Source organism: Brevundimonas sp. BH3 (genome assembly GCF_045345115.1).
Lineage (GTDB): Bacteria > Pseudomonadota > Alphaproteobacteria > Caulobacterales > Caulobacteraceae > Brevundimonas.
In genome coordinates this window covers 2044167-2063509 of record NZ_CP150796.1, presented here as the reverse complement: position 1 = coordinate 2063509, position 19343 = coordinate 2044167, and the positions used below count along the sequence as shown (strand labels likewise).

The window sequence follows — 19343 nt, the reverse complement described above, 5'->3', positions numbered from 1 at the left end:
GGTGGCGCTTGCAGGTGATGTTCGCGACGAAGCATGGAATGAGACCATGGTCGCACGGACCGTTGAAGCGTTCGGCGGGCTGGACATCCTCGTGGTCAATGCGGGGCGCCAGCAATATCGCGATGATCTGTCGGATTTTTCTACCAGCGATTTTGACGATGAAGACCAACCTGTATGCCTTGCACTGGCTATGTCAGGCGGCGATTCCGGTCATGCCCGCCGGTGCCGCCATCATCACTACGGCGTCTATTCAGGCCTATGAGCCCAGTGACATCCTGTTAGATTATGCGACTACAAAGGGCGGCATCGTTACCTATACGAAGGCGCTGGCAAAACAGGCTATCGAGCAAGGCATTCGCGTCAACGCAGTCGCCCCCGGTCCGTTCTGGACTGTGCTTCAGCCCAGCGGCGGCCAGCGATTATTTTGGCGAGTTATTCCTGATGATGTCCGGTGCGCTTTTTCTGGCGCTGAACCTCGCGCCGACCGAGGAAATCCAGCTTGTCGCTTACCGCATCGGACCCGAGGCGACACTGGTGGTGATGGGGTTGTCGATGTTGCTAGTCCACATATTCGTGTTCGAGGTTGGCTTTGCCGGTCAGGAGGAACAGGAGACGCCTCTGGAGGCCTTGTTGCATTTTACCGTGCCCGGTTATGCCATTTGTCTATTGGCCAGCATGGGCATTCTGGCACTGCTCGGCATGAATGATGCGCATGGCACGGGGGCAATCATGGCCAATACGGTTGTGCTGGCATTTTCGGCGTCGTTGGGCGCTGCCGCAGCGAGGCTTCTGGTATGAGGCTAAATTTTAAACGCCGACCAAGACGTCGAAAAGCACGTGTGCAGGGTGTGATTGCACTTCTGGGAATGGTGATCGTCATGGCCTGCGTGACCATTCTTGTGCTCGAAAGCCTGAGAGGCGGAGATGAGGCGAGGCTATCGGCGCGAGTGCTCGACACGGCCCCCATTGAGGGAGGTCGTCAGCTTATCGTTCAAGTCGAAAACAAAGGCGGACGAACCGCGTCCGATGTCACCGTTACGACTGAAACCTCAGGAGAAATTGTTCAAGCCGTTATCGACTATGTCCCCGCGCGCGGAAACCGACGCGCTTTAATGCGCGTCCCAGCTGAAGGGGATGTTCAGATCACCGTCGAAAGTTGGATTGACCCTTAAAGGCGTCAGTAGGGCTATGGCTTACGTTTAAAGGTGTCGCCAATTACCTTCGCATCCGGACCATCTGGTCCAGCGCGTTTGCGTGACTCGGCTTGGGTCTTTTGCGCCTTCTTATCCGAGGCATCGGGCGTTGACTTTGTGACAGGCGTGGCACCGTTACGGGTACGACCCGGAGCTTGGTCAGACATTGGGTTCCTCCTGGGATGCTGGTGCGGATGCTGGAACGGAGGGAGCTTCGGACTGGTTTCTGAAGAACGCCATCGCTGCAACGGCCATATAGATCAAGATGAACAGGGCGAGCAGAAGCGTAAGAAATCGCAATAGCGATCTGGGCTTCCTAAGCACGGTTGGCTTTTCGTCATTCTCGTCGATTGAATTCATCGTGAATCTCCCTCCCGTCTATAAGGGATGCTTCTTAGAACCACTTCGTTCCAATAATTCGTGCACTAGAACGCAATGATACTGGCATACCGATGTGACAATCAAAGTCAGAATTTTAGTGAAGTTTAAAGCGTAGCTAGTTCTCGATTACCGATTTTATGGCCATAGGAGGTGCTGATTGTCTTTTTATTTTCTAAGGCCTCAATGATGCTGTCCGCAAAGTGTGTGTCGTAAAGCAGGGACAGGTTGTTAATGCCACCGGGCGTGAAAACATTGATCTCGAGCAACTTGTCTCCGACAATGTCGAGCCCGACGAGGAACATGCCATCCTGAATGAGCTTGGGCCGGACCGTTTCGGCGATCCCCAGCATTGTCGTGCTGACCTCTACAGGTGCGGGGCCGCCGCCAACATGAATGTTGGATCGAATCTCCCCCTTGGCGGGAACGCGACGGAACGCTGCGTATTTGCCGTCGCGCACGAGCGGGCGGCCATTCATCAGGAAGAACCTTACATCGCCTTCTCCGGCTTCAGGGATGAAGGCCTGAGCAATCAAGTAACCTTCCTCGCTCACCGCCTCGAAAATCTGGTTCAGGTTATGGTCTTTAGGCGATGAGATCTTGAAGACGTTCTTGCCACCAGATCCCTGTAGCGGTTTGATGATGACGCCCTTTTTCTGGCCCTGAATGAAGCTTCGGATTTCATCGATGTTCTTGGAAATCAGCGTTAGGGGCCGGACCGAAGACGGGAAATCCTGAAAATAGAGTTTGTTCTGTGCTTGGGCGAGCCCGTCAGGATCGTTGACGACAAGGACACCGCGCTGGGCCGCCATTCGTCCGAAGATAATCCCAACATTTGCAGCCCAAGGCCGATCAATCGCATCGAGCGAGGGATCGTTGCGCAGGAACAGAACGTCGATTTCACTCATATCAAACAGGCGCTTGGTGGCTTCACTGCTTTGGAGCGCCCGATGAAAAGTTTCAGGTTTCTTGTAGTTGCCGGATGGTAACTCCAGACCGCTAAGCGAAAGGCTGTCATCGGGGGAAAGGACGAAATCCGAGGGTGTCACATAGCAAATCTCATGCCCTCGGTTCATTGCCGCCAACGCCAGAATAGTGGTCGTGTAACGGGGCGTTTCGCCCTCGATGGAGTTGACGAAGAATGCGATGCGCATGAGGCCTCCTAGGCAGCAATAAGGTCTAGAGGTGTAAGCCCGGCCTTCAGACGGGCCAGTCTTTGATCGGCTCCGGGAAGATCTAGAAACTGCGGCATGATTTTCGGAGGTTTGAGAAGCCCCCGTAAGCTCAACTCCTGCATTACAGACAGATGCGAAGACGCGATCTTGCCTATCCAGAATGAATCAAGCGCACCACCCCTCGAAAGATGATCCAGAAGTTCCAGCAGTCCGCGCAGATAGATAGCATCCTTGGCAAGTCCACCGCCCCGATGGACACGAAGGGCAGTGTTGAAGGCATTTCTGTCCGAGAAACCTTGCTCTCTATGAAGCATTGAAAAGGTATCTACGAAGCTTGCGCCATCAAGCATTCCGGCGACAGCGCAGACACGGGCCGCCAAAAGACGAAGGCGGGATACAGTCATTCCGCCCGAGAGGTATTCGGCCAGAACGGCCAACCCCTCTTGCGCACCTTCATAGCCCGCCAAGCCGCTGCGGAATATTTTTAGTCCGTGCTCCGAGCCATTGAAGAAGGTCAGCAAATGGACGCCGACCTCGTGGCTGAGCAAGGCTTCTACCCGTGCCTTGGACATCGATGTGTGACGTGAAATGAGCAGTTTGCCATTACTCACCATCATGCCGGCGGGCAGGTCGTCCCGTACGGTAACCGACGCTGCGAAGCCTTTCGACTGCGCTGAATAGCGATCGATCATGGTTTGGGCGCGCCGTTCAAGAAACCGGTAATCGACAGTGTCGGCATCGCCGTCCGATGGAAGACCGGCGGTGGCTTGCAATATGTCGTGCGCTACCTGGCTAAGGCGAGGCTCAATCGGGCGATATAGTGCGCGGCCCAGATCAACAAACTGGCGTGCACCACGCGCCGCGAGCATGGAAAGCTGTAGGTCGAGCTCGGTTTGTTTCTCGCGGTAGAGCGTCGTGAGAACGGGATCCTCGAACCTTTCTAGATTGATCGAGAACAGAGCTTTTTTGCTTTCCCCGATATTGAAGGCGAGGGGACGATAGAGGAAATGCGGAACCCGCTTGAAGTTCAGAGACTTGAACTCAGCCCAAGCGTCTTCTGAGTTGATAGGCGTAACGGACAGTAAGAAATCAAAGCGTCCGGCAATATCGTCAATGGCCCGGTCGGCACGCTTGACGGCATCCACGAAGACGCGGCGCCCCAGAGCTCTGTGACTGGCGGGCACCAGACACGTTTCTTTGCGCGTGAAGTCAGCAACGGACTGGAGAACAGCATCGAAAACATTCGCCACCAGCCTATCGCGTAGCTCCGGATAGACCTCATTGGATTGAGGGACCTTATGAATTGGCGCGAAACGCAGAGTGACGACGGGAAAAGCCGGCACTTTGCGGGCAAGGCTGGCTTGGGTGTCGTCCACTAATTCCAAGCGATCAATGAGGGGCGTGCGATAACGTGCATCAGCGGTTTGAATCCCGCTGATGAGAGCAGAAAGAGCGGCCTGTGCCGCCTTGTCCGCAGGCGCAGAGGCAGTGACAGTAAAGGGGGCAAGATAGGGCGCATCTTTGGCAAGACTATCCTTATTCAATTCTCCGATATCGATAACCATGAAAGCACCAAACCGCTTGGCCATCGCGGTGCCGACAAGCCGTATAACTGTCACGGCGTCTGCGAGGTTGGCGGCCAGCAGATAGGATGAATTTGCCATCACAACTTCGCGTGCCACCGTGGATCGGTGACCAACATGCACTGCTATGAAGGGCATGGGCCGATCCATAAACAGTCTGCCTTTTCCGTTAAGGTCGAGCCGAATTGGGCCGTCCTTGACGAGACAGGCTTTTAAAGTTGCCTCATCGACATTTGACCTTCGGGAGGTCATGCCACGCCCTCTAGCGCTGCTTTAAGCACAGGAAGACTTGCTGTTATGGCAGCACGCAATTCTGCAATGGCGGAATGGTCAGGTTTTCCAGTCCACTCGTCCATGAAAATCTTTTTCATCTCAACAGCAATGGCGCAGCCGGAGGAGGGGAAATGCTCGTGAATGAACCGTGTCTGTTCGCCTCTACCCTGGAAGGCAATATTCTCGCGAACATCAATGTGACGTCCGTTGATTAGCGAAGCTCGTAAACTTGCAATGAAAGGTTCGATGACGTGTGCCCAGCGCTCCCGGTCCATTGAGAAAGTACCGATATTGATATCCGGAGCGCGGTTCTGATCTGTGGGAGGAGACTCTGGCCCATCGCGGCGATGGTTGTAGCTATGGATATCCAGAACGATAAATTTTCCGAACTGTATCTCTGCTTGGGTGAGAACGTGGTGTAGCAACCTGTAGTAGCTGGCATGCTGGCGCAGCAAGTCAGATATCGCACTCTGATCTGGCTTCTCATGCCAGACTTCGAGGCCCCAAGCCTGTTCCGGATCTAAATAGACCGCACTTTCTGGCGAACGATTAAGGTCGAACTCGAAGCGTGAGCGGTGAACCACAATTTGTGTCGGCATGTCTGCAATGAAATGCGCGGTGAACGGATCCTCCTCGCGTAAACGACCTGCCGCATCGAGAGCTATCTGATTAACAAGATGAGGGCTGATTGCATGCCCATCATGGATCGCCGTCCCTATAAGAGGGGAGGCTCCAAATTTTAAGGTCCACAACGGATCCGTAGCGAGATTCTCATAGATATCCGCGTTACAAGTCATGGGGACATAATGTTTACGTCCGTATTCAAGTTCCGCCATTGAATGGAACTACATTTGAGCTGACGATAGGGTTACTGAAAATTTCAGCGCCATCTGATCAGCAGGTCCAGCTTCTTTGCTTTCTTGCAGATACGGATGCTGGTTGGGCAGCAACCCTGACAGATATCAGCCTAAAAATAACAGGCCGATACCAGACATTTCGCAATTCTTTAGCTCAATGGAAATCCCGAGACCCCGGCAGGATCCGCACATCGCGCGGATGGCGATGTGGCGTATGACGCGGCAGCTGCGGGTTGGCAGCGATGTCGGTGAGGGCGAGCTGCACCGTCGTGTCACGATCTTCCGATAAACGCTGCAGCTCCGAGGAGCGGTCGATGACCTTATGGGCAACCAGATGAACTACGCCCTCGGGGCTCTTCTCCACTGCGCCCTCGACCTCCATCAGCCGGGCGGCCATGACTTCGCGACGAAACTGCTCGAACATCCGTGCCCAGAGGACGACGTTGGTGATGCCCGTCTCATCTTCCAGGGTGACGAAGATGGCGTTGCCCTTACCGGGACGCTGCCGCACCAAAACCACGCCCGCGACGCGCACCAACGCGGCGTTCCGTTTCGCCTCGGTCTGGGCGCAGGTCAGCATCCCCTCCGCGTCGAAGAGTGGACGCAGTATGGCCATGGGATGGGCCTTTAGAGACAGGCGTAGCGTTTGGTAGTCGGCGGCGACATGCTCTCCCAGCGGCATAGTCGGTAGACGGGCGTCGGGCTCGGCACCCAACTCGCGGGCATCCGCGGCGGCAAACAGGGGCAGCGGCGCGTCGTCCGGCAGGCGGCGCACCGCCCATAGGGCCTGACGCCGATCCAGCCCCATCGAGCGGAAGCCGTCGGCGTCGGCCAGCTTACGCATGGCGGATGACGGCAGTTCCGCGCGCCGCGCCAGGGTTTCAATGTCGGACAGCGGGAAGGTTCGCGCGGCGACCAAGGCCTCGGCCCAATCCTCGCGGAAGCCGTCGATCTGGCGCAGACCGATACGCAGGGCCGGCGCACTGTCCGAACCTTCCAGACTGTTTTCCCAACCGCTGTGCAAGACATCGACTGGGCGCACCTCGACTTCGTGCGCCTGGGCGTCACGTACAATCTGGGCCGGAGCGTAAAAACCCATCGGCTGACTGTTCAACAAGGCGCAGGCGAAGGCCGCAGGATAGTGGTGTTTGATCCACGATGAGACATAGACCAGTTGGGCGAAGGAAGCGGCGTGGCTCTCCGGGAACCCGTAGGAGCCAAAGCCCTTGATCTGTTCAAAGCAACGCCGGGCGAAGCTCGGATCGTAACCGCGCGCGATCATCCGGCTGACCATGCGGTCCTCGTAGGTGTGCAGGGTACCGTCGCCTCGGAAGGTGCCCATGGCCTTGCGTAAGCCGTTGGCTTCCTTCTCGTTGAACTCGGCGGCGACCATGGCGACCTTCATCGCCTGCTCCTGAAACAGGGGCACGCCCAAGGTTTTCTCCAACACCTGTTTCAGCTCGTTCTGCGGATACTGGGGTCCGGGCTTGGAATAGTCCGGCTCCTCCAGCCCGTTGCGACGGCGTAGATAGGGGTGGACCATGTCACCCTGAATCGGGCCGGGTCGAACAATGGCGACCTGAATCACCAGGTCATAGAGCCGGCGCGGCTTCAGCCGAGGCAGCATATTGATTTGGGCGCGGCTCTCGATCTGAAAGACGCCGATGGAGTCGCCCTTACACAGCATGTCGTAAACGCCCGCATCGTCGGCTGGGATCGTATTCAGCGCCCAGTCGTCGCCGTAATGGTCGCGGATCAGGTCGAAGGCTTTGCGGATGCAGGTCAGCATGCCGAGTGCCAGCACATCGACCTTCATCAGTCGCAGTTCGTCTATGTCGTCCTTATCCCATTCGATGAAGGTGCGATCTGCCATGGCGGCGTTGCCGATAGGGACCAGTTCGTCGAGCCGGTCTTGGGTCAGGACGAAGCCGCCGACGTGCTGGGACAGGTGACGGGGAAAACCCAGAAGCCGCGTCGCCATCGCCACCGCGCGCCGGATCATCGGATTGGCGGGATCCAATCCGGCCTGCGCGATATGGCGGTCGCTGATCTCGGAGCCCCTACTGCCCCACTGGCTAGAGGCCAGACGGGCGGTGATATCCTCGGTCAGGCCCATGGCCTTGCCCACGTCACGGATGGCGCTTTTAGGGCGATAGCGGATAACGGTGGCGGCGATACCGGCGCGCTCTCGCCCATAGCGATTGTAGATGTGCTGGATGACCTCTTCGCGCCGCTCGTGCTCGAAGTCGACGTCAATGTCGGGCGGCTCGCCGCGGTCTGACGACAGAAAGCGCTCGAATAGCAGATCGGATTCTGCCGGGTCCACCGCTGTGATGCCCAGCACATAGCAGACGGCGGAATTGGCCGCCGAGCCGCGTCCCTGACACAGGATGCGTTTGTCGCGTGCCACGCGGACGATGTCGTAGATGGTCAGGAAATAGGGCGCGTAGTCTGCCCTTGCGATGAAGGCCAACTCCTTCTCCAGCAGCAGCCTCACTTTTTCGGGGACGCCATTTGAATAGTTCATCTCGGCGTGCAGCCAGGTCAGATGCTCAAGCCACTCCTGCGGCGTCTTGTCAGGCGGTGTCGTCTCTTTGGGATACTGGTAACTGATATCCCCGAGATCGAAACCAACGCGAGCCAGCAGGTTTGCTGCCTCGGCGACGGCATCGGGCGCGTCGCGGAACAACCGCAACATCTCGGCGGGCGGCTTCAGCCAGCGCTCACCGTTGGCGTTCAGTCGTCGGCCTGCCGTCTCGATCATGACGCCTTCGCGGATACAGGTCAGAACGTCCTGCAGGTCGCGCTGGTCAGGGTCGTGATAGAGTACATCGTTGACCGCAAGCAGCGGGACGCGGCTCCGGTCTGCCAGCGTCTTCAACCGCGCCAGCCTACGCCGGTCGTCGCCGCTGCGTCCCATGGATGCGCCCAGCCAGACCGCGCCCGGTGCCGCCTCGGCCAGACGGTTCAACGTTCGGTCCAGCCCCTCCATTCGGGCGTCCGGCATGACGATCAGAAGAAGATCCTCCGGGGCGGCAAGCAGATCACCCAGCCCGATCTCGCACCGGCCCTTCACAGCTCGGCGATTGCCCAGGGTCAGCAGCCGCGTCAACCGCCCCCAACCGGCCCGTGTCTCGGGATAGGCGATGATGTCGGGCGCACCATCGTTGAAAACCAGACGCGCCCCAGTTGCCAGCTTGAAGCACGCGGCCCGTCGCCTGATCTTGTCCGACAGGGCCGGGTCGTTTAGGGGATGCTCGACATAGGTCACCTCCCCGGGACCGGCGCCGTCACGCACCACATCGGGCGGCGACAGGCCGTCTTCGCGCAGGCTGCGCAGGGCGCTCCAGGCCCGCACAACTCCGGCAACTGTGTTTTGGTCGGCCAGGCCCAGCCCCGCATGGCCGCGCAGGATCGCTGTCAGCACCAGATCCTTGGGGTGGGACGCCCCGCGGAGGAAGGAAAAGTTGCTGGCGCTGGCGAGTTCGGCATAGGTGGGCTCAAGTGCGGGTTCGTGGACGGGAACGGTCATGCAAACAGGCCGTGGATGAACCAGCGCGGTTCGTCGGTCTCGCCGTACAGGCCCTGGCGGAACAGCCAGAAGCGACGGCCATCACGGTCCTCGACGCGGTAGTAGTCGCGGGTCTTCTGGTCGGGTGCACGCCACCATTCGCCGCCAATCCGCTCCGGCCCCTCGGCCAAAGCCACCTCGTGCAGCACCCGACGCCAGCGAAACCTCTGTGGCGAGCCGTCCGGCACCACGGCCAGGGTCTCGACCGGCTGTGGCGGAGAGAACATCTGCAGCGGGCGCAAGGGTGGATTTCCGGGAATCCGCTCGGGCCAATCCAGGGCCGGTCGAGCCGCCGTGATAGTCGCTGGAACCAGACGCGACGCGCGTTCGGGGATGTGCGAGCCCAGAGGCTCGAAGAGCAGCACAGCCTCGGGACCGAGACGGGCTGTCAGCCGGTCAATCAGACTGCTGAAGTCCTCACCGTCAGAGCGGTCGCCATCCAGACGGCGCTGAGCCGGATTCAGCGTCTGGGTCTCAAGCACCGACAGCCGCATCTGGTCGAAACCGAAGCCGGGATCGAGCGGATTGGACAGGGCCGCAAGCCGCTCGCGGAACAGACGCAGCACGGCATCCGCATCACGTGTCGCTCGCCCGGTTCGTGTGACGATGCGGCGGACTAGCCCGTCGATGCGGTAAAAGCCGGCCTCAAAGGCGCGCCCGCCCTTGCCAGCCTGATCCAGTCGGTCAGTTACGTCCATCAGCAGATCGGACAGGACGCGCTCTACGTCCTTATCGGTCAGAATGGGTTCAAAGAAAACTCTGTCGACGGTGATAGGTGGTTGCGGGCGGTGCGGTGTGATCCGCATGTCCTGGTCGCCCAGCACACGAGCCAGACGCGCGGGAAAATCCGTGCCGAAACGCGCGGCTAGGGGCGCGCGGGGCCTGTCGTCCAGATCGGCGATCTTTTTTAAGCCGGCGCGCTGCAGCGCCTGGGTGTCGCGCTCCGGTAATTCCAGTGCCGCTACCGGCAACGTGCGGACAGCCTGTCGATCCTCCCCCTCTGCGAATATGCCGCCCGGCCCGAACCGGCCCAAGGCGCGCGCCGCCTGGGGCGTCGAGGCCAGAGCGCTACGCATCTTAAGGCCGATGCGGCCTGCGCGGTCATGCGCGGCGCGGACCAGGCCAATCTCGCCGCCGAACAGATGGGCGCAGCCTGAGATGTCAAGGATCAGCCCCTGCGGCGCATCCTCGGCGATCATAGGAGTGAAGCGGCTGAAATCCTCCATCACCTGCTGCAGCAGGGCGGCATCCGCCTCCGGCTTATGAACGACGGTGTGTAGGGACGGCGTCCGCGCCTGTGCATCGGCTAGGGTCAGGCCGGGCGTTAGCCCCGCTCTGGCTGCCGCTGGATCGACAGCGGCGAGACGCAAGGCCCCGCCGATCTTCTCTACCAGCGCCACAGGTGCAACATCAACCGACGCGTCGTCAGCGCTCGCTCCATGCTTTAGCCGGTCGCTGGGCAACCACGGGAACCACAGCGCCAGATAGCGGCGCAGATTCACGGAACGATCGGGCGTCACGATCCCACTCCAAAATCCAACTTCTGTGTTCCCCCCCGCCGCGTCGTCGCAGCAAGGTCGCGGAAAAAGATGGCCGCCCCGGCGCTCCCCCTTCCAGAGGGTTTGACGCCTCCGCCTGCACCGACCATCGCGTCTCAGCCGCACTAGGTACAAGCATCGCTCCGGCCCGCGCCAAAAATAGCGTCCCTCCGCAGGTCTCTGCCGCCAGAGCTAGGCGCCGGCTAGCTGTGAGGGACATGGCCTTGGCCTCGCCCCAGGCGCTGAGCAGCACAGCCCCCACCGTTGGCGTCCGCAGTGCTTCTTCACCGATGATCAGAAGGGTCTGGATGTCCGGTGCGCGCACCAGCAGCATGTCAGATGGTGATAGCCCCATCTCGTGCAGGCCCGGACCGTGCGGCCGCCCGGCTTCCAGCCCCATCATCTCGTGCAGCCCCCAGACGATGATCCGCCCCTTCGCAACCTGAACACTGGCCCCGAGTGCGAAGGCGTTGACGGCTACCGCGTCGGCGGGCGTGGCTGCATACAGATCGTGCAGGACGCCTCGGGTCCAATGCGCCGGGAAATCAGTGGAGGATTGAGTCTGACATTGAACAACCGGGCGGCAGGAGACACCGAGAGTCGCGAACCTATCTCGTAAGGCGGTCAGACGATCATCGGGCTCTTTGTTCTTCATTTGTTCTATATAGCGCGCGCTACGGGTGTAGAGTCAAGCGGGGTTTGGTGACCTCAAGGAAGGGTGCTGTCAGTCTAACGCTAAAGGTGCTCCACATTGATGGCTGCAAGTCATTGGTGGAGAAGTCGTTTTATGAAGCCGCTATCGTTTAAGCGACATCGCTTTCCCGCAGAGTTGATCCGTCATGCTGTGTGGCTGTACTTTCGTTTCAGCCTGAGCTTCCGCGATGTCGAGGAGTTGATGGCGCAACGCGGAATTGACGTCAGCTACGAAACGATCCGGTGCTGGACGATCAAGTTCGGGCCTCTGATTGCACGGCGGCTAAAGAAGCGGAGAGTGCCACCGACAGGCCGTTGGCATCTCGATGAGATGGTTTGCAAGATCGGCGGCCGACGCATGTATCTGTGGCGTGCGGTCGACGACGAAGGCGAGGTTTTGGACGTTGTCGTTCAGCGTCGGCGGGATACAGAGGCAGCGCTGAAGTTGCTCAGACGTCTTTTGCGTAACCAACCTGTCGAGCCTGAAACCATTACAACGGACGGGCTGGCATCGTATGGCGCGGCGCTTGACCAGTTGGAACTGCGCCATCTTCATCGTCCTGGTCGACTGCGAGACAACAACCGCGTTGAAAACTCGCATCTGCCGATCCGACGACGTGAACGGCAGCAGCAGAGGTTCAAATCCCAAACCTCAGCCCAGCGATTTCTCACAACGCACGCAGCGATCTACAACACCTTCAACATCCAGCGCCATTTGATCAGCAGACCCACACTTCGTCGTTTTCGCGGCGATGCGGATGCTGCTTGGGCGGCTGCTACCATCTGAACATGAGCAGGGAAGGGAACTTTCGACTTCGCTCAGTTAAGCTGACAGTCCCCGCAGCCGCACATTGCCGGCGGAACCGCCAAGCTGCGTCAATGCCTCCAGAAACCTGTCGCTATCCACCTGATCAACCATTCTGCCCCGCTTCAATCGCCTTCAAGCGCTCATATTCTTCAACCGCCAATACCACGACAACCGCCCGTCCATGCTTTTCGACAGTAACGGGTTTCGCCCGTGCTATGTCGATGAGCTTACCGAATTGATACTTCGCCTCTTTGGCAGAGATGGTTTGCATGGTTTGACGCCCGCTATCGGCCTGCACTTTTGGCCAAAGTGGCCATAAATGCAAAGCGATTTTCTATGCGTCCTTGCTCCATCAATATTTTCCTGCTCGATGGGGACGCGGACGGCATCCGAGTGGTCCAGATTTTTATGTCCACGATCCAAGCGATCTCGATCCGGAAACTGCAGATGAAGCAGGTGCGGGCCACATTTCCCGAACTGGCGCTGTCGGGGGGGGGCGACGCAGGCGGCCTGAACATGTAAAGGGAAGGGGACTTTCGATTTCGCTCAGTTAAGCTGACAGTCCCGTACCAATGTCGGCAACCCAGAAGCCATCGTGATTGCCGATCAAAGAGTCCTGCGGCGGGCTGCCGAAGAAGCGGGTGTGGATATACAGCCGATAAAGCCCCCCCGGCTGGGTCTATTTTCCGCGAGTTAGATGGCTAAGAGCGGCTCGCTCGATGGTCATTTATAGGCAAGCGGTTGAATTGCTGCTCGGATCAATTCCCCCTGGCCATCCGCCCGTCCGATGCTCGGGCCAAACCACAGCTTCTGCACGGGCTAGAACCTCCGCGGCCGTTTCGGGCGTTCGCAAAAGCGCGACGAGAGGGCCAACGATCATACGCTGAGAGTCGTTGATGTCGTGAATGTCACACAGCCGGACACCGAAGTACCATGCCTGGCGCGCGAACGAGCGGTCGTTGATCCGCCTCTCCCAGAGAAGAAGCCGATTATCGCAGCGTTGGTGCAGCTCGCTCACCAGGTCTGGTCGCTCAAGGCGTCCATCGGCTTGGACATCGAGCTGTTCTGAATCCCAGCCATCGACGAGGTCGGCGTCATAGGCGACGATCAGGAGGGCCTCCTTTGCGTGAGGCCAATCCGACGGATGGTCGGAGCGCCACAGATCAAACTTAAGGAGAATTTGAGCGTTTTTCTTCTGATTGCGGAAAACGCGTTTGACCGCGTAGCTGAAGGCGTAGCGTAGCCCTGACATTTGGTTGTCCGAGACCAGATTGCTGTCGTGTAGTTTGATTTCAAATCCTTGCTCGCTGATCGCCCGGGCGACCTCTTCCGACAGGTGGGAGATCTCGGCGCATACCCGTTCCAGATAACTCGCGGCTTGGAAGATCGGATCAGTCATTAGGGCCTCCAGAAGGCGACGTGCCTAGACCAGGCCTCCAAAGGATATGTCTGCGGTATGCCCGCGAAACCCCATTGATCGGCGCGTTCGAGGAATGTGCAGACCAAATCGGCCCAGCGGGAAGCGGCAGTAACCGGTGCCCGATGGGCCAGCGGCCGTAGAAGCGATGAAAAGCGCTTCCAGGTGAGGAGCGTCACCTGGTTCATAGGGCCGTACGCGTATTGCGAGATGACGAAGACAACCTGAACCGCGTGCGGATCGTGACGCCTGATGGCCTCGATCTCGCGGTCGAGTTCGATCCTTAGATCGGCGGCCGGCATGGACCAGCCCCACTTCATTTCGCCTATGAAAATCACCGAGGGCCCTTGTTCGAACTCAAAGGTAATCATTAAGTCAGGCTCGCAGCGAGTCAGGTGATCGCCATCCGCTGATCGTGCGAGCAGGCCGCCAGGCCATAGGTCGACTGTGTGTCGGATAGGACCTCGACCAGCAATCGGAAGACTTGCAGCGTCGCCAAGAAAGGCCTCGAGGCTGTCGAGGGCCTCTCCTGGCGTCATAAAGGTTAGCGGCGTGAACACCATCGAGGTGGCCGCGTCTTCTGACTTCTCAATGCTATGCTCTGAGGCCTTCGGTTGAAGAACTCGGCGTGCATTCTTGATGTTGAAGGCATGGAGCATGGCGGCGTCACGGGCTCCCTGTTGTGGTTCGATTGGGGGCCGGCCGTTTCAAAAAGCGGACCATGGCTTGTCCATTCAGCAGGAAGGCGTCGTATCCGGCCGATCGCCAAGCTTCGCGCTGCACATTGGTGTAGATCTGCTCGGTGTTCGCCCAGAACTGCGGTCGATCGGCGCTAGCAGGCAGTGGACCGACCAGGGCTTCGATGTCCTTGAACGACACCACCAACTCAGCAATGTCTTGCTTTGCCAGCCACTCGCCGAGGGGCGCATATTTAGATCGCTGTGTCGGCGAAGGCTTCCAGTAACTGAGCAGGAGTTTCGCTTCGTCGTCATCAAGCTGCGCGATCTTGTTGTGGGCGTTTCGGTACAGCTTCGCAGCGAGCCCGTCCAAGGATCCGGGAGCGTCGCGCTCAGGGGCAAGCATACGCTTATCGAACGCTCGCAGCGGTGAAGTCTGATGAATGGTCAGAGCGATGTCGCCGTCGTCGCTGGCCGCCTCGACGATGCCGTGGGCGGCCAGGCCAATTCCACCGGCGGTCTCAGAGAACCAGATGAACACCGCGTCGCCCGCTCGAGGCTGAGCGCCCTTATAGAGTGGTGCTGAAAGTAGGGAGCGACCACCTACGTGCAGGGTGATTGGATCGCATATGATGACAATGGCCATAAACTATATAGCCCGCCAAACTCGAGAATAGCTAGCGTCAGATCTCTTGGTGGGTGCTCTCGATATGTTTGATCCAAAGAGCATAGTCTTTGACCTCCACACGCACTTCAGGTGATCAAGCAGCTAATGGAGCAGGGTGCGGGGCGGGCGCATCGAACGTCAGGGGGACGCCGATCAGATCCCGATGAATCTCTGGCCACTCGCGATCTAGGTTCACCGTCTTAACCAGAACCTCATGACCGCGGATGCGGTATCGTAGGGCGACCTCGATGCCTACGGTTGGATAGATCAGTACGCCTTCACATGATCGCTCTGGCGTTCGGGCACTGGCATGCTCCAGATAGGCGAACAGTTGGTAGAGGTGCCCGGAGCGGACCTTTCCGGCTCCGCCTCGGGAGACCAGTGTCTCCTTGTAGAATTTGGCGTCCATCACGATGGTTCGTTCGCGCGATCGTAGCGTTATGTCCGTCTCCATAATCGGCAACCGGCCGTGGGAGACCTCGTCCAGAGCGATCGCATCCCAGGACATGACCTCGCGGCTGACGCGGTAACGGGTCTGATGATGGACGTAGAAGTTCCGTAGGAAGTCTTCGAAGACCGCTGACATCGTCACTTCGTCTTTAAGGATATCGGCGAAGCGACTTCCATCACCGTTTTCGTCTGGCATCTGAGCCCGCCAGACTAGCTCGCACAGCTTCATAAGGGGGGCGTAGTGGCGGGTGTTTCGAGACAGCTGTACGCCTTTGAAAATGTCCGCACTCAGTCTGACATCGCTCACAGCTTGTAGCTTGAGAACGATTGCGCCTAGCTCGTGGACCAGCGCGGTCTCAACACCTCGGGTGCGGGCAAGAACTCGAGCCGCGGCTTTGACGATGCGATTGTGAACGACGTCCGGGGTCAGCTCATCAACGGCGCAAACGACGGCACCGCGCCGCAAAGTCTGCTCCTTCACGATAGCGTCCAATAGCAGTCGTCCGCGTGGCGCGCGGGTCTCCTCAACGAACGTGCGATAGCCGCGATCGAGACCACGGCGAAGTAGGGCGTTGACGTCGTTAACTAGCAGGCGAGCGAATAGGTTCGGTAGATCGGGCGCGGCGTCCACACCAGTCTCGACTGCACCGCCTGGCGGAAACCGCTGCCAGGCATAGCAGAAGAGGTAGTAGAGGTTACGGATCGGGATCATCACAGGTGACTGAGCAGCCGCAGACGCCATTCGTCTGCGCGATCCGGTGCGTCGAACCAATACTCCTCCAGGAGCGGGCGGATCTCGGTTTCGACGACCTGTTCAAACCAGGCGCGCCCAACAGCCTGATCCGCCGCCGGCGTAAAGAAGCTATGCCCAATTTGGAACCCGGGGCCCAAGTTTATCCGGTCGTCACCGATCGCGATGTTGAGCTCCTGCATGCCCTGAACGATGGCAGAGATCAGGTCGGGCGCGACGCCCGCATCAGCCAGATGCGCGCCGAAGGCTTGAGACATGAACTCTGGCTTTAGCGTAACGAAGGCGAAACGCCGCCGCAGGGCGTAGTCGACCATCGACAGGGAGCGGTCCGCAGTGTTCATCATGCCTAGCAGCCAGACATTGTCTGGAACATGGAAGGGCGCATCATCCGGGGACGCATAGGCCAGGCGGGCGGACCATTCTGATGATCGTTTGTCGTGCTCGATCAGCAGCATTAACTCACCGAAGATCTTCGACAGGTTGCCGCGGTTGATCTCGTCTATGATGAAGACATGCGGCACGCCTGGGCGCTTACGAGCGGCCTCGCAGAAGCGATGGAAGACGCCGTCGCGCAGCTCGAAACCACCGTCTTGGGTAGGTCGATACCCTTGGATGAAGTCCTCATAGCCGTAGGACTGATGGAACTGGACCACCTCTACCCGGGAGAGGTCCTTCTGCGTCATCAGCGCATAGGCCAGGCGGCGCGCGATGAAGCTCTTGCCGACGCCTGGCGCGCCTTGGAGGACGAGGTTCTTCTTGTGTTTCCAAATTGCGAGGATGCGCTCGAATTCTTCGCGCTCAAGGAATAGGCCTTTGATCGCATCGTCTATAGTGTAGGGCACGTTGGAAGAAGATTCAGGATCAGGCTGTTCGCCCCGTCCGTTGGAAGAAGATTCAGGATCAGGCTGTTCGCCCCGTCCGGCGAGCGCGGTTTCGTAGGCTTGTAGCAGCGCCTCCATAACGCGTTCTAACACTTCGTCGGACGGCAGGTCGTCGGTTGCGAACGGCATGTGGGCGACACAGCCGGCCCTATAACTCTGAGCTCGCCAGCCCTCAGCACCCAGGTCTATGTCGTCATCCAATCGGAAGCCGGCCGAAGCTAGTTCGGGGACGAGGGCGCGGTATTGATCAGATCGCGCACGCAGGATGGGTAGAGCGCCCGACTGCTTGTGTTCGTTAACCAGCTCGGTGGTTCCCTGCGCGAGGCAGAGCTGGATCTCCGACAAATCTCGGTTGATGAGAAAGACGATGTAGAGGCCATTCTGGGTCGAGGTGGTTTCACGCTCATTCATGAGTGCGATCCAGGGCACGGAGGCCCAGACGCCTTTGCCTAAGCTCCAATCTACCTTGATCTCGGGGCGGTTTTGGATGCTAGGCAAGACCTCTAGGCGATTCTTCAACCGCGTCATGGTCGACCAGAGATCCGGGATAGTTTTGAAAGGGGTTTCGCGGACTTCGCGGAAGCGGTTCAGGAACGCCTCCATAGTCTGCGCGAACATGGTACTTCCTTCCTTCGTGCCGTCATACATCAGGCTCACCCATAAAAAGCTCTGGATGTCGATGAGATCTCGGGGCTGCCAACCGGCGTCGGTCAGAGCATCATGCACCTCTTCGGTGAGCATCAGTGCACTTCGAACGCGGTCCGGTTCATCGTTATAGGCGGGAAATTTTTGATCTTTAAGACGCCGCAGGCCTAGCTCATACAGGTCGGTCCGAATGGCGACGAAAGCGTTCGGGTCCTGGAGCATCAACGCACAGGACCCCAAGAATCGAGCGATACCTAGCGGACCCGTTGCGCCGGCTTCTCGGAACGCCTCGCCAGCCTCTACGATGAAGGCGTCTAGTCGATCCACGGCGACGCCTTCTTCGCCGAGCAGGCTGTTAAGTGCGCGCCCCAGACGCGCCGATTGCTTGCTGTCTAAGGGCTTGAGCCGATCGACCGCCTGCCAGCCAATTAGGTTCTGGGGGCGGCCGGCCGCTTGGAGTTTACGGGTGAGAATGCTGTGGTAGGCGGTGGTCAACGCCGCTGCGCTCGCATCGTCCAGGTCGCTTGCCAGCAAAGGCAAAACTTCAGAACGGAAGAGTGCGGCCAGTTCGTCTTTATAGTGGCGCTCGTACTCCAGGTAGGTCTGGCCGGGAGCAGCGAAGCTCTTGAAACCGGGCATTTCGCGCTTGAAGTTGGCCTTGAGTTCTTCCAGTGCTCGCAAGTTCAATTCGGTGACGGCCTCGTCAGCATACCAAGTGATTAGGCGATCCAGGGCAGCGGGTGAATCCACCACCGTCAGCCAGGCGGGGTTCGGCTGGGCTAGGCGTGGGGCGTTCGAGTTGAGCGCGCTATGGCGGGTCTCTGACGGTCCATAGTGGGTCGAAGATCCCACGTCCGCTGGCGCTAAGATCTCCGTCCATACCCGCACCGATTCCTGTGTTAGCTGGAGCGCCAGTTCTCGGCCAGAGGGCGTGCGCCATACCGCCAAGTATTTGACCAGCGACTGCTCGGGTCCCCAGGCGGTGCGGACTTGCGCAAGCGCTTCTTCTGACCGGAAGGGGGCCGTGGCGTCGCTGGACCAGACCGTGAAGCCTAGGCCCTCCAAGATCCGCTTCACCGAGGTTTCTCCACCCGAGAAGTCGTTTGAGCTGAGTGGGCCGCGATCGGGGTGTTGCTTACCCACTGCAACCCCGGCAATGGCCTTGGAATCGTAGAGCTTGCCGGCGCGTATGACGAACCAGTTCTTGGCTTTGCCAAACCCGTACTTAGCTCGAAAAGCCTCGCCGCCGAGCGCCTCATATTCGTCCATGGCTGCTTCGACGGCCGCGGGATCAGTCAGTAGGTTCAGGCTCATTGGTTTCCCCTCGCACCCTGATTGCAGGCTTCGCCAGGGGGCGTCAACACCGCAGCGCGAGGCGGAATGAGATGACTCCGGAAAATCGGTGCTGTTACGTAAACGGCGACCAGGTCAGAAGCCCCCACCCCGCCATGCTCAAGCTATTGCCGCCACACATGCCGTGTCGTCTTCAGCGCGGAAGCGGCGAAGGGAGCGATCCGTATTCGACCTCCGTATTCGACCTGGCGACAAAGTTTTTAGGAATGGCTCTTAGGCGAAAAGGACAGGGACGTTTGCCTGAAAGCGGACCTTCGGAAATACCGCTCCTGCCTCATTCCGGACGTTGAGCGCGTCAGCTTCGGGGCATTCGGTTGGGTGCGCTCGCGGCGGGAAGCGGCGTCTGCACCGGGGGAGAACGAACATCTCGCCAAAAGCACGGGGCGGCTGCTGAAATCCGACGAGACTTTCCGATCCGGGATCGTCCACTCGA

15 protein-coding genes and 1 pseudogene are annotated in these 19343 nt (G+C 59.0%); 4 read left to right on the top strand and 12 right to left on the bottom strand.

Annotated elements, in window-relative coordinates; genetic code table 11:
- Position 1: 1 nt before the first annotated feature.
- The 3 genes and pseudogenes from WEU32_RS10120 to WEU32_RS10110 form a co-directional block, all read left to right on the top strand.
- Positions 2 to 341: pseudogene (locus WEU32_RS10120) on the top strand (SDR family oxidoreductase); the annotation flags it as partial.
- Positions 342 to 441: 100 nt separating this feature from the next.
- Positions 442 to 798 carry a DUF2391 family protein gene (locus WEU32_RS10115; protein ID WP_406851803.1) on the top strand — a complete coding sequence of 119 codons (357 nt, stop codon included), beginning with the start codon at positions 442 to 444 and terminating at the stop codon, positions 796 to 798.
- Positions 799 to 839: 41 nt separating this feature from the next.
- On the top strand, positions 840 to 1172 hold the full coding sequence (locus WEU32_RS10110; RefSeq protein WP_406851802.1) for a hypothetical protein: 333 nt from the start codon (positions 840 to 842) through the stop codon (positions 1170 to 1172).
- Positions 1173 to 1186: 14 nt separating this feature from the next.
- Here the strand turns inward: WEU32_RS10110 and WEU32_RS10105 are convergent, their stop codons facing one another.
- The 6 genes from WEU32_RS10105 to WEU32_RS10080 form a co-directional block, all read right to left on the bottom strand.
- A complete protein-coding gene (locus tag WEU32_RS10105) occupies positions 1187 to 1360 on the bottom strand; it encodes a hypothetical protein (RefSeq protein WP_181544045.1) in 174 nt (57 codons plus the stop codon).
- A 318-nt stretch (positions 1361 to 1678) separates the two neighbouring features.
- Positions 1679 to 2725 carry a glutathione synthetase gene (locus WEU32_RS10100; protein ID WP_406851801.1) on the bottom strand — a complete coding sequence of 349 codons (1047 nt, stop codon included), beginning with the start codon at positions 2723 to 2725 and terminating at the stop codon, positions 1679 to 1681.
- 8 nt (positions 2726 to 2733) lie between these two features.
- Positions 2734 to 4581, bottom strand: a complete 1848-nt coding sequence (locus WEU32_RS10095; protein WP_406851800.1) for a flavohemoglobin expression-modulating QEGLA motif protein — start codon at positions 4579 to 4581, stop codon at positions 2734 to 2736.
- Positions 4578 to 5438 carry an N-formylglutamate amidohydrolase gene (locus tag WEU32_RS10090; protein ID WP_406851799.1) on the bottom strand — a complete coding sequence of 287 codons (861 nt, stop codon included), beginning with the start codon at positions 5436 to 5438 and terminating at the stop codon, positions 4578 to 4580. The genes WEU32_RS10095 and WEU32_RS10090 overlap by 4 nt, the downstream gene beginning before the upstream one ends.
- A 175-nt stretch (positions 5439 to 5613) precedes the next feature.
- Complete coding sequence (locus tag WEU32_RS10085) at positions 5614 to 8991, bottom strand: error-prone DNA polymerase (protein WP_406851798.1); 3378 nt, start codon at positions 8989 to 8991, stop codon at positions 5614 to 5616.
- Entirely contained in the window at positions 8988 to 10550 is a 1563-nt protein-coding gene (locus tag WEU32_RS10080) for a Y-family DNA polymerase (protein WP_406851797.1), read from the bottom strand. The genes WEU32_RS10085 and WEU32_RS10080 overlap by 4 nt, the downstream gene beginning before the upstream one ends.
- 805 nt (positions 10551 to 11355) lie before the next feature.
- Between WEU32_RS10080 and WEU32_RS10075 the strand changes: the two genes are divergently transcribed.
- Positions 11356 to 12048 carry an IS6 family transposase gene (locus WEU32_RS10075; RefSeq protein WP_406851796.1) on the top strand — a complete coding sequence of 231 codons (693 nt, stop codon included), beginning with the start codon at positions 11356 to 11358 and terminating at the stop codon, positions 12046 to 12048.
- 124 nt (positions 12049 to 12172) lie between these two features.
- On the opposite strand, the gene WEU32_RS10070 is transcribed toward WEU32_RS10075, so the two are convergent.
- From WEU32_RS10070 to WEU32_RS10045, 6 genes are all read right to left on the bottom strand, one after another.
- A complete protein-coding gene (locus WEU32_RS10070) occupies positions 12173 to 12340 on the bottom strand; it encodes a type II toxin-antitoxin system Phd/YefM family antitoxin (RefSeq protein WP_406851795.1) in 168 nt (55 codons plus the stop codon).
- A 456-nt stretch (positions 12341 to 12796) separates the two neighbouring features.
- Positions 12797 to 13468 (bottom strand): hypothetical protein, encoded by a 672-nt coding sequence (locus WEU32_RS10065; RefSeq protein WP_406851794.1) that lies wholly within the window; start codon positions 13466 to 13468, stop codon positions 12797 to 12799.
- Positions 13468 to 14145 carry a hypothetical protein gene (locus WEU32_RS10060; protein ID WP_406851793.1) on the bottom strand — a complete coding sequence of 226 codons (678 nt, stop codon included), beginning with the start codon at positions 14143 to 14145 and terminating at the stop codon, positions 13468 to 13470. Before WEU32_RS10060 ends, WEU32_RS10065 begins: the two co-directional genes overlap by 1 nt.
- Positions 14146 to 14152: 7 nt before the next feature.
- Positions 14153 to 14809 carry a hypothetical protein gene (locus tag WEU32_RS10055; protein ID WP_406851792.1) on the bottom strand — a complete coding sequence of 219 codons (657 nt, stop codon included), beginning with the start codon at positions 14807 to 14809 and terminating at the stop codon, positions 14153 to 14155.
- A 115-nt stretch (positions 14810 to 14924) separates the two neighbouring features.
- Positions 14925 to 15992 (bottom strand): 5-methylcytosine restriction system specificity protein McrC, encoded by a 1068-nt coding sequence (locus WEU32_RS10050; RefSeq protein ID WP_406851791.1) that lies wholly within the window; start codon positions 15990 to 15992, stop codon positions 14925 to 14927.
- Positions 15992 to 18871, bottom strand: a complete 2880-nt coding sequence (locus WEU32_RS10045; protein WP_406851790.1) for an MrcB family domain-containing protein — start codon at positions 18869 to 18871, stop codon at positions 15992 to 15994. Before WEU32_RS10045 ends, WEU32_RS10050 begins: the two co-directional genes overlap by 1 nt.
- Positions 18872 to 19343 lie beyond the last annotated feature (472 nt).

What these genes read in the sequence shown, in the direction of transcription:
- WEU32_RS10050 (WP_406851791.1), bottom strand. Translation starts at nt 15,992, where the DNA reads ATGATCCCGATCCGTAACCTCTACTACCTCTTCTGCTATGCCTGGCAG.
- WEU32_RS10100 (WP_406851801.1), bottom strand. Translation starts at nt 2,725, where the DNA reads ATGCGCATCGCATTCTTCGTCAACTCCATCGAGGGCGAAACGCCCCGT.
- WEU32_RS10115 (WP_406851803.1), top strand. Translation starts at nt 442, where the DNA reads ATGATGTCCGGTGCGCTTTTTCTGGCGCTGAACCTCGCGCCGACCGAG.
- WEU32_RS10095 (WP_406851800.1), bottom strand. Translation starts at nt 4,581, where the DNA reads ATGACCTCCCGAAGGTCAAATGTCGATGAGGCAACTTTAAAAGCCTGT.
- WEU32_RS10075 (WP_406851796.1), top strand. Translation starts at nt 11,356, where the DNA reads ATGAAGCCGCTATCGTTTAAGCGACATCGCTTTCCCGCAGAGTTGATC.
- WEU32_RS10085 (WP_406851798.1), bottom strand. Translation starts at nt 8,991, where the DNA reads ATGACCGTTCCCGTCCACGAACCCGCACTTGAGCCCACCTATGCCGAA.
- WEU32_RS10045 (WP_406851790.1), bottom strand. Translation starts at nt 18,871, where the DNA reads ATGAGCCTGAACCTACTGACTGATCCCGCGGCCGTCGAAGCAGCCATG.
- WEU32_RS10105 (WP_181544045.1), bottom strand. Translation starts at nt 1,360, where the DNA reads ATGTCTGACCAAGCTCCGGGTCGTACCCGTAACGGTGCCACGCCTGTC.
- WEU32_RS10065 (WP_406851794.1), bottom strand. Translation starts at nt 13,468, where the DNA reads ATGACTGATCCGATCTTCCAAGCCGCGAGTTATCTGGAACGGGTATGC.
- WEU32_RS10070 (WP_406851795.1), bottom strand. Translation starts at nt 12,340, where the DNA reads ATGCAAACCATCTCTGCCAAAGAGGCGAAGTATCAATTCGGTAAGCTC.
- WEU32_RS10060 (WP_406851793.1), bottom strand. Translation starts at nt 14,145, where the DNA reads ATGCTCCATGCCTTCAACATCAAGAATGCACGCCGAGTTCTTCAACCG.
- WEU32_RS10090 (WP_406851799.1), bottom strand. Translation starts at nt 5,438, where the DNA reads ATGGCGGAACTTGAATACGGACGTAAACATTATGTCCCCATGACTTGT.
- WEU32_RS10055 (WP_406851792.1), bottom strand. Translation starts at nt 14,809, where the DNA reads ATGGCCATTGTCATCATATGCGATCCAATCACCCTGCACGTAGGTGGT.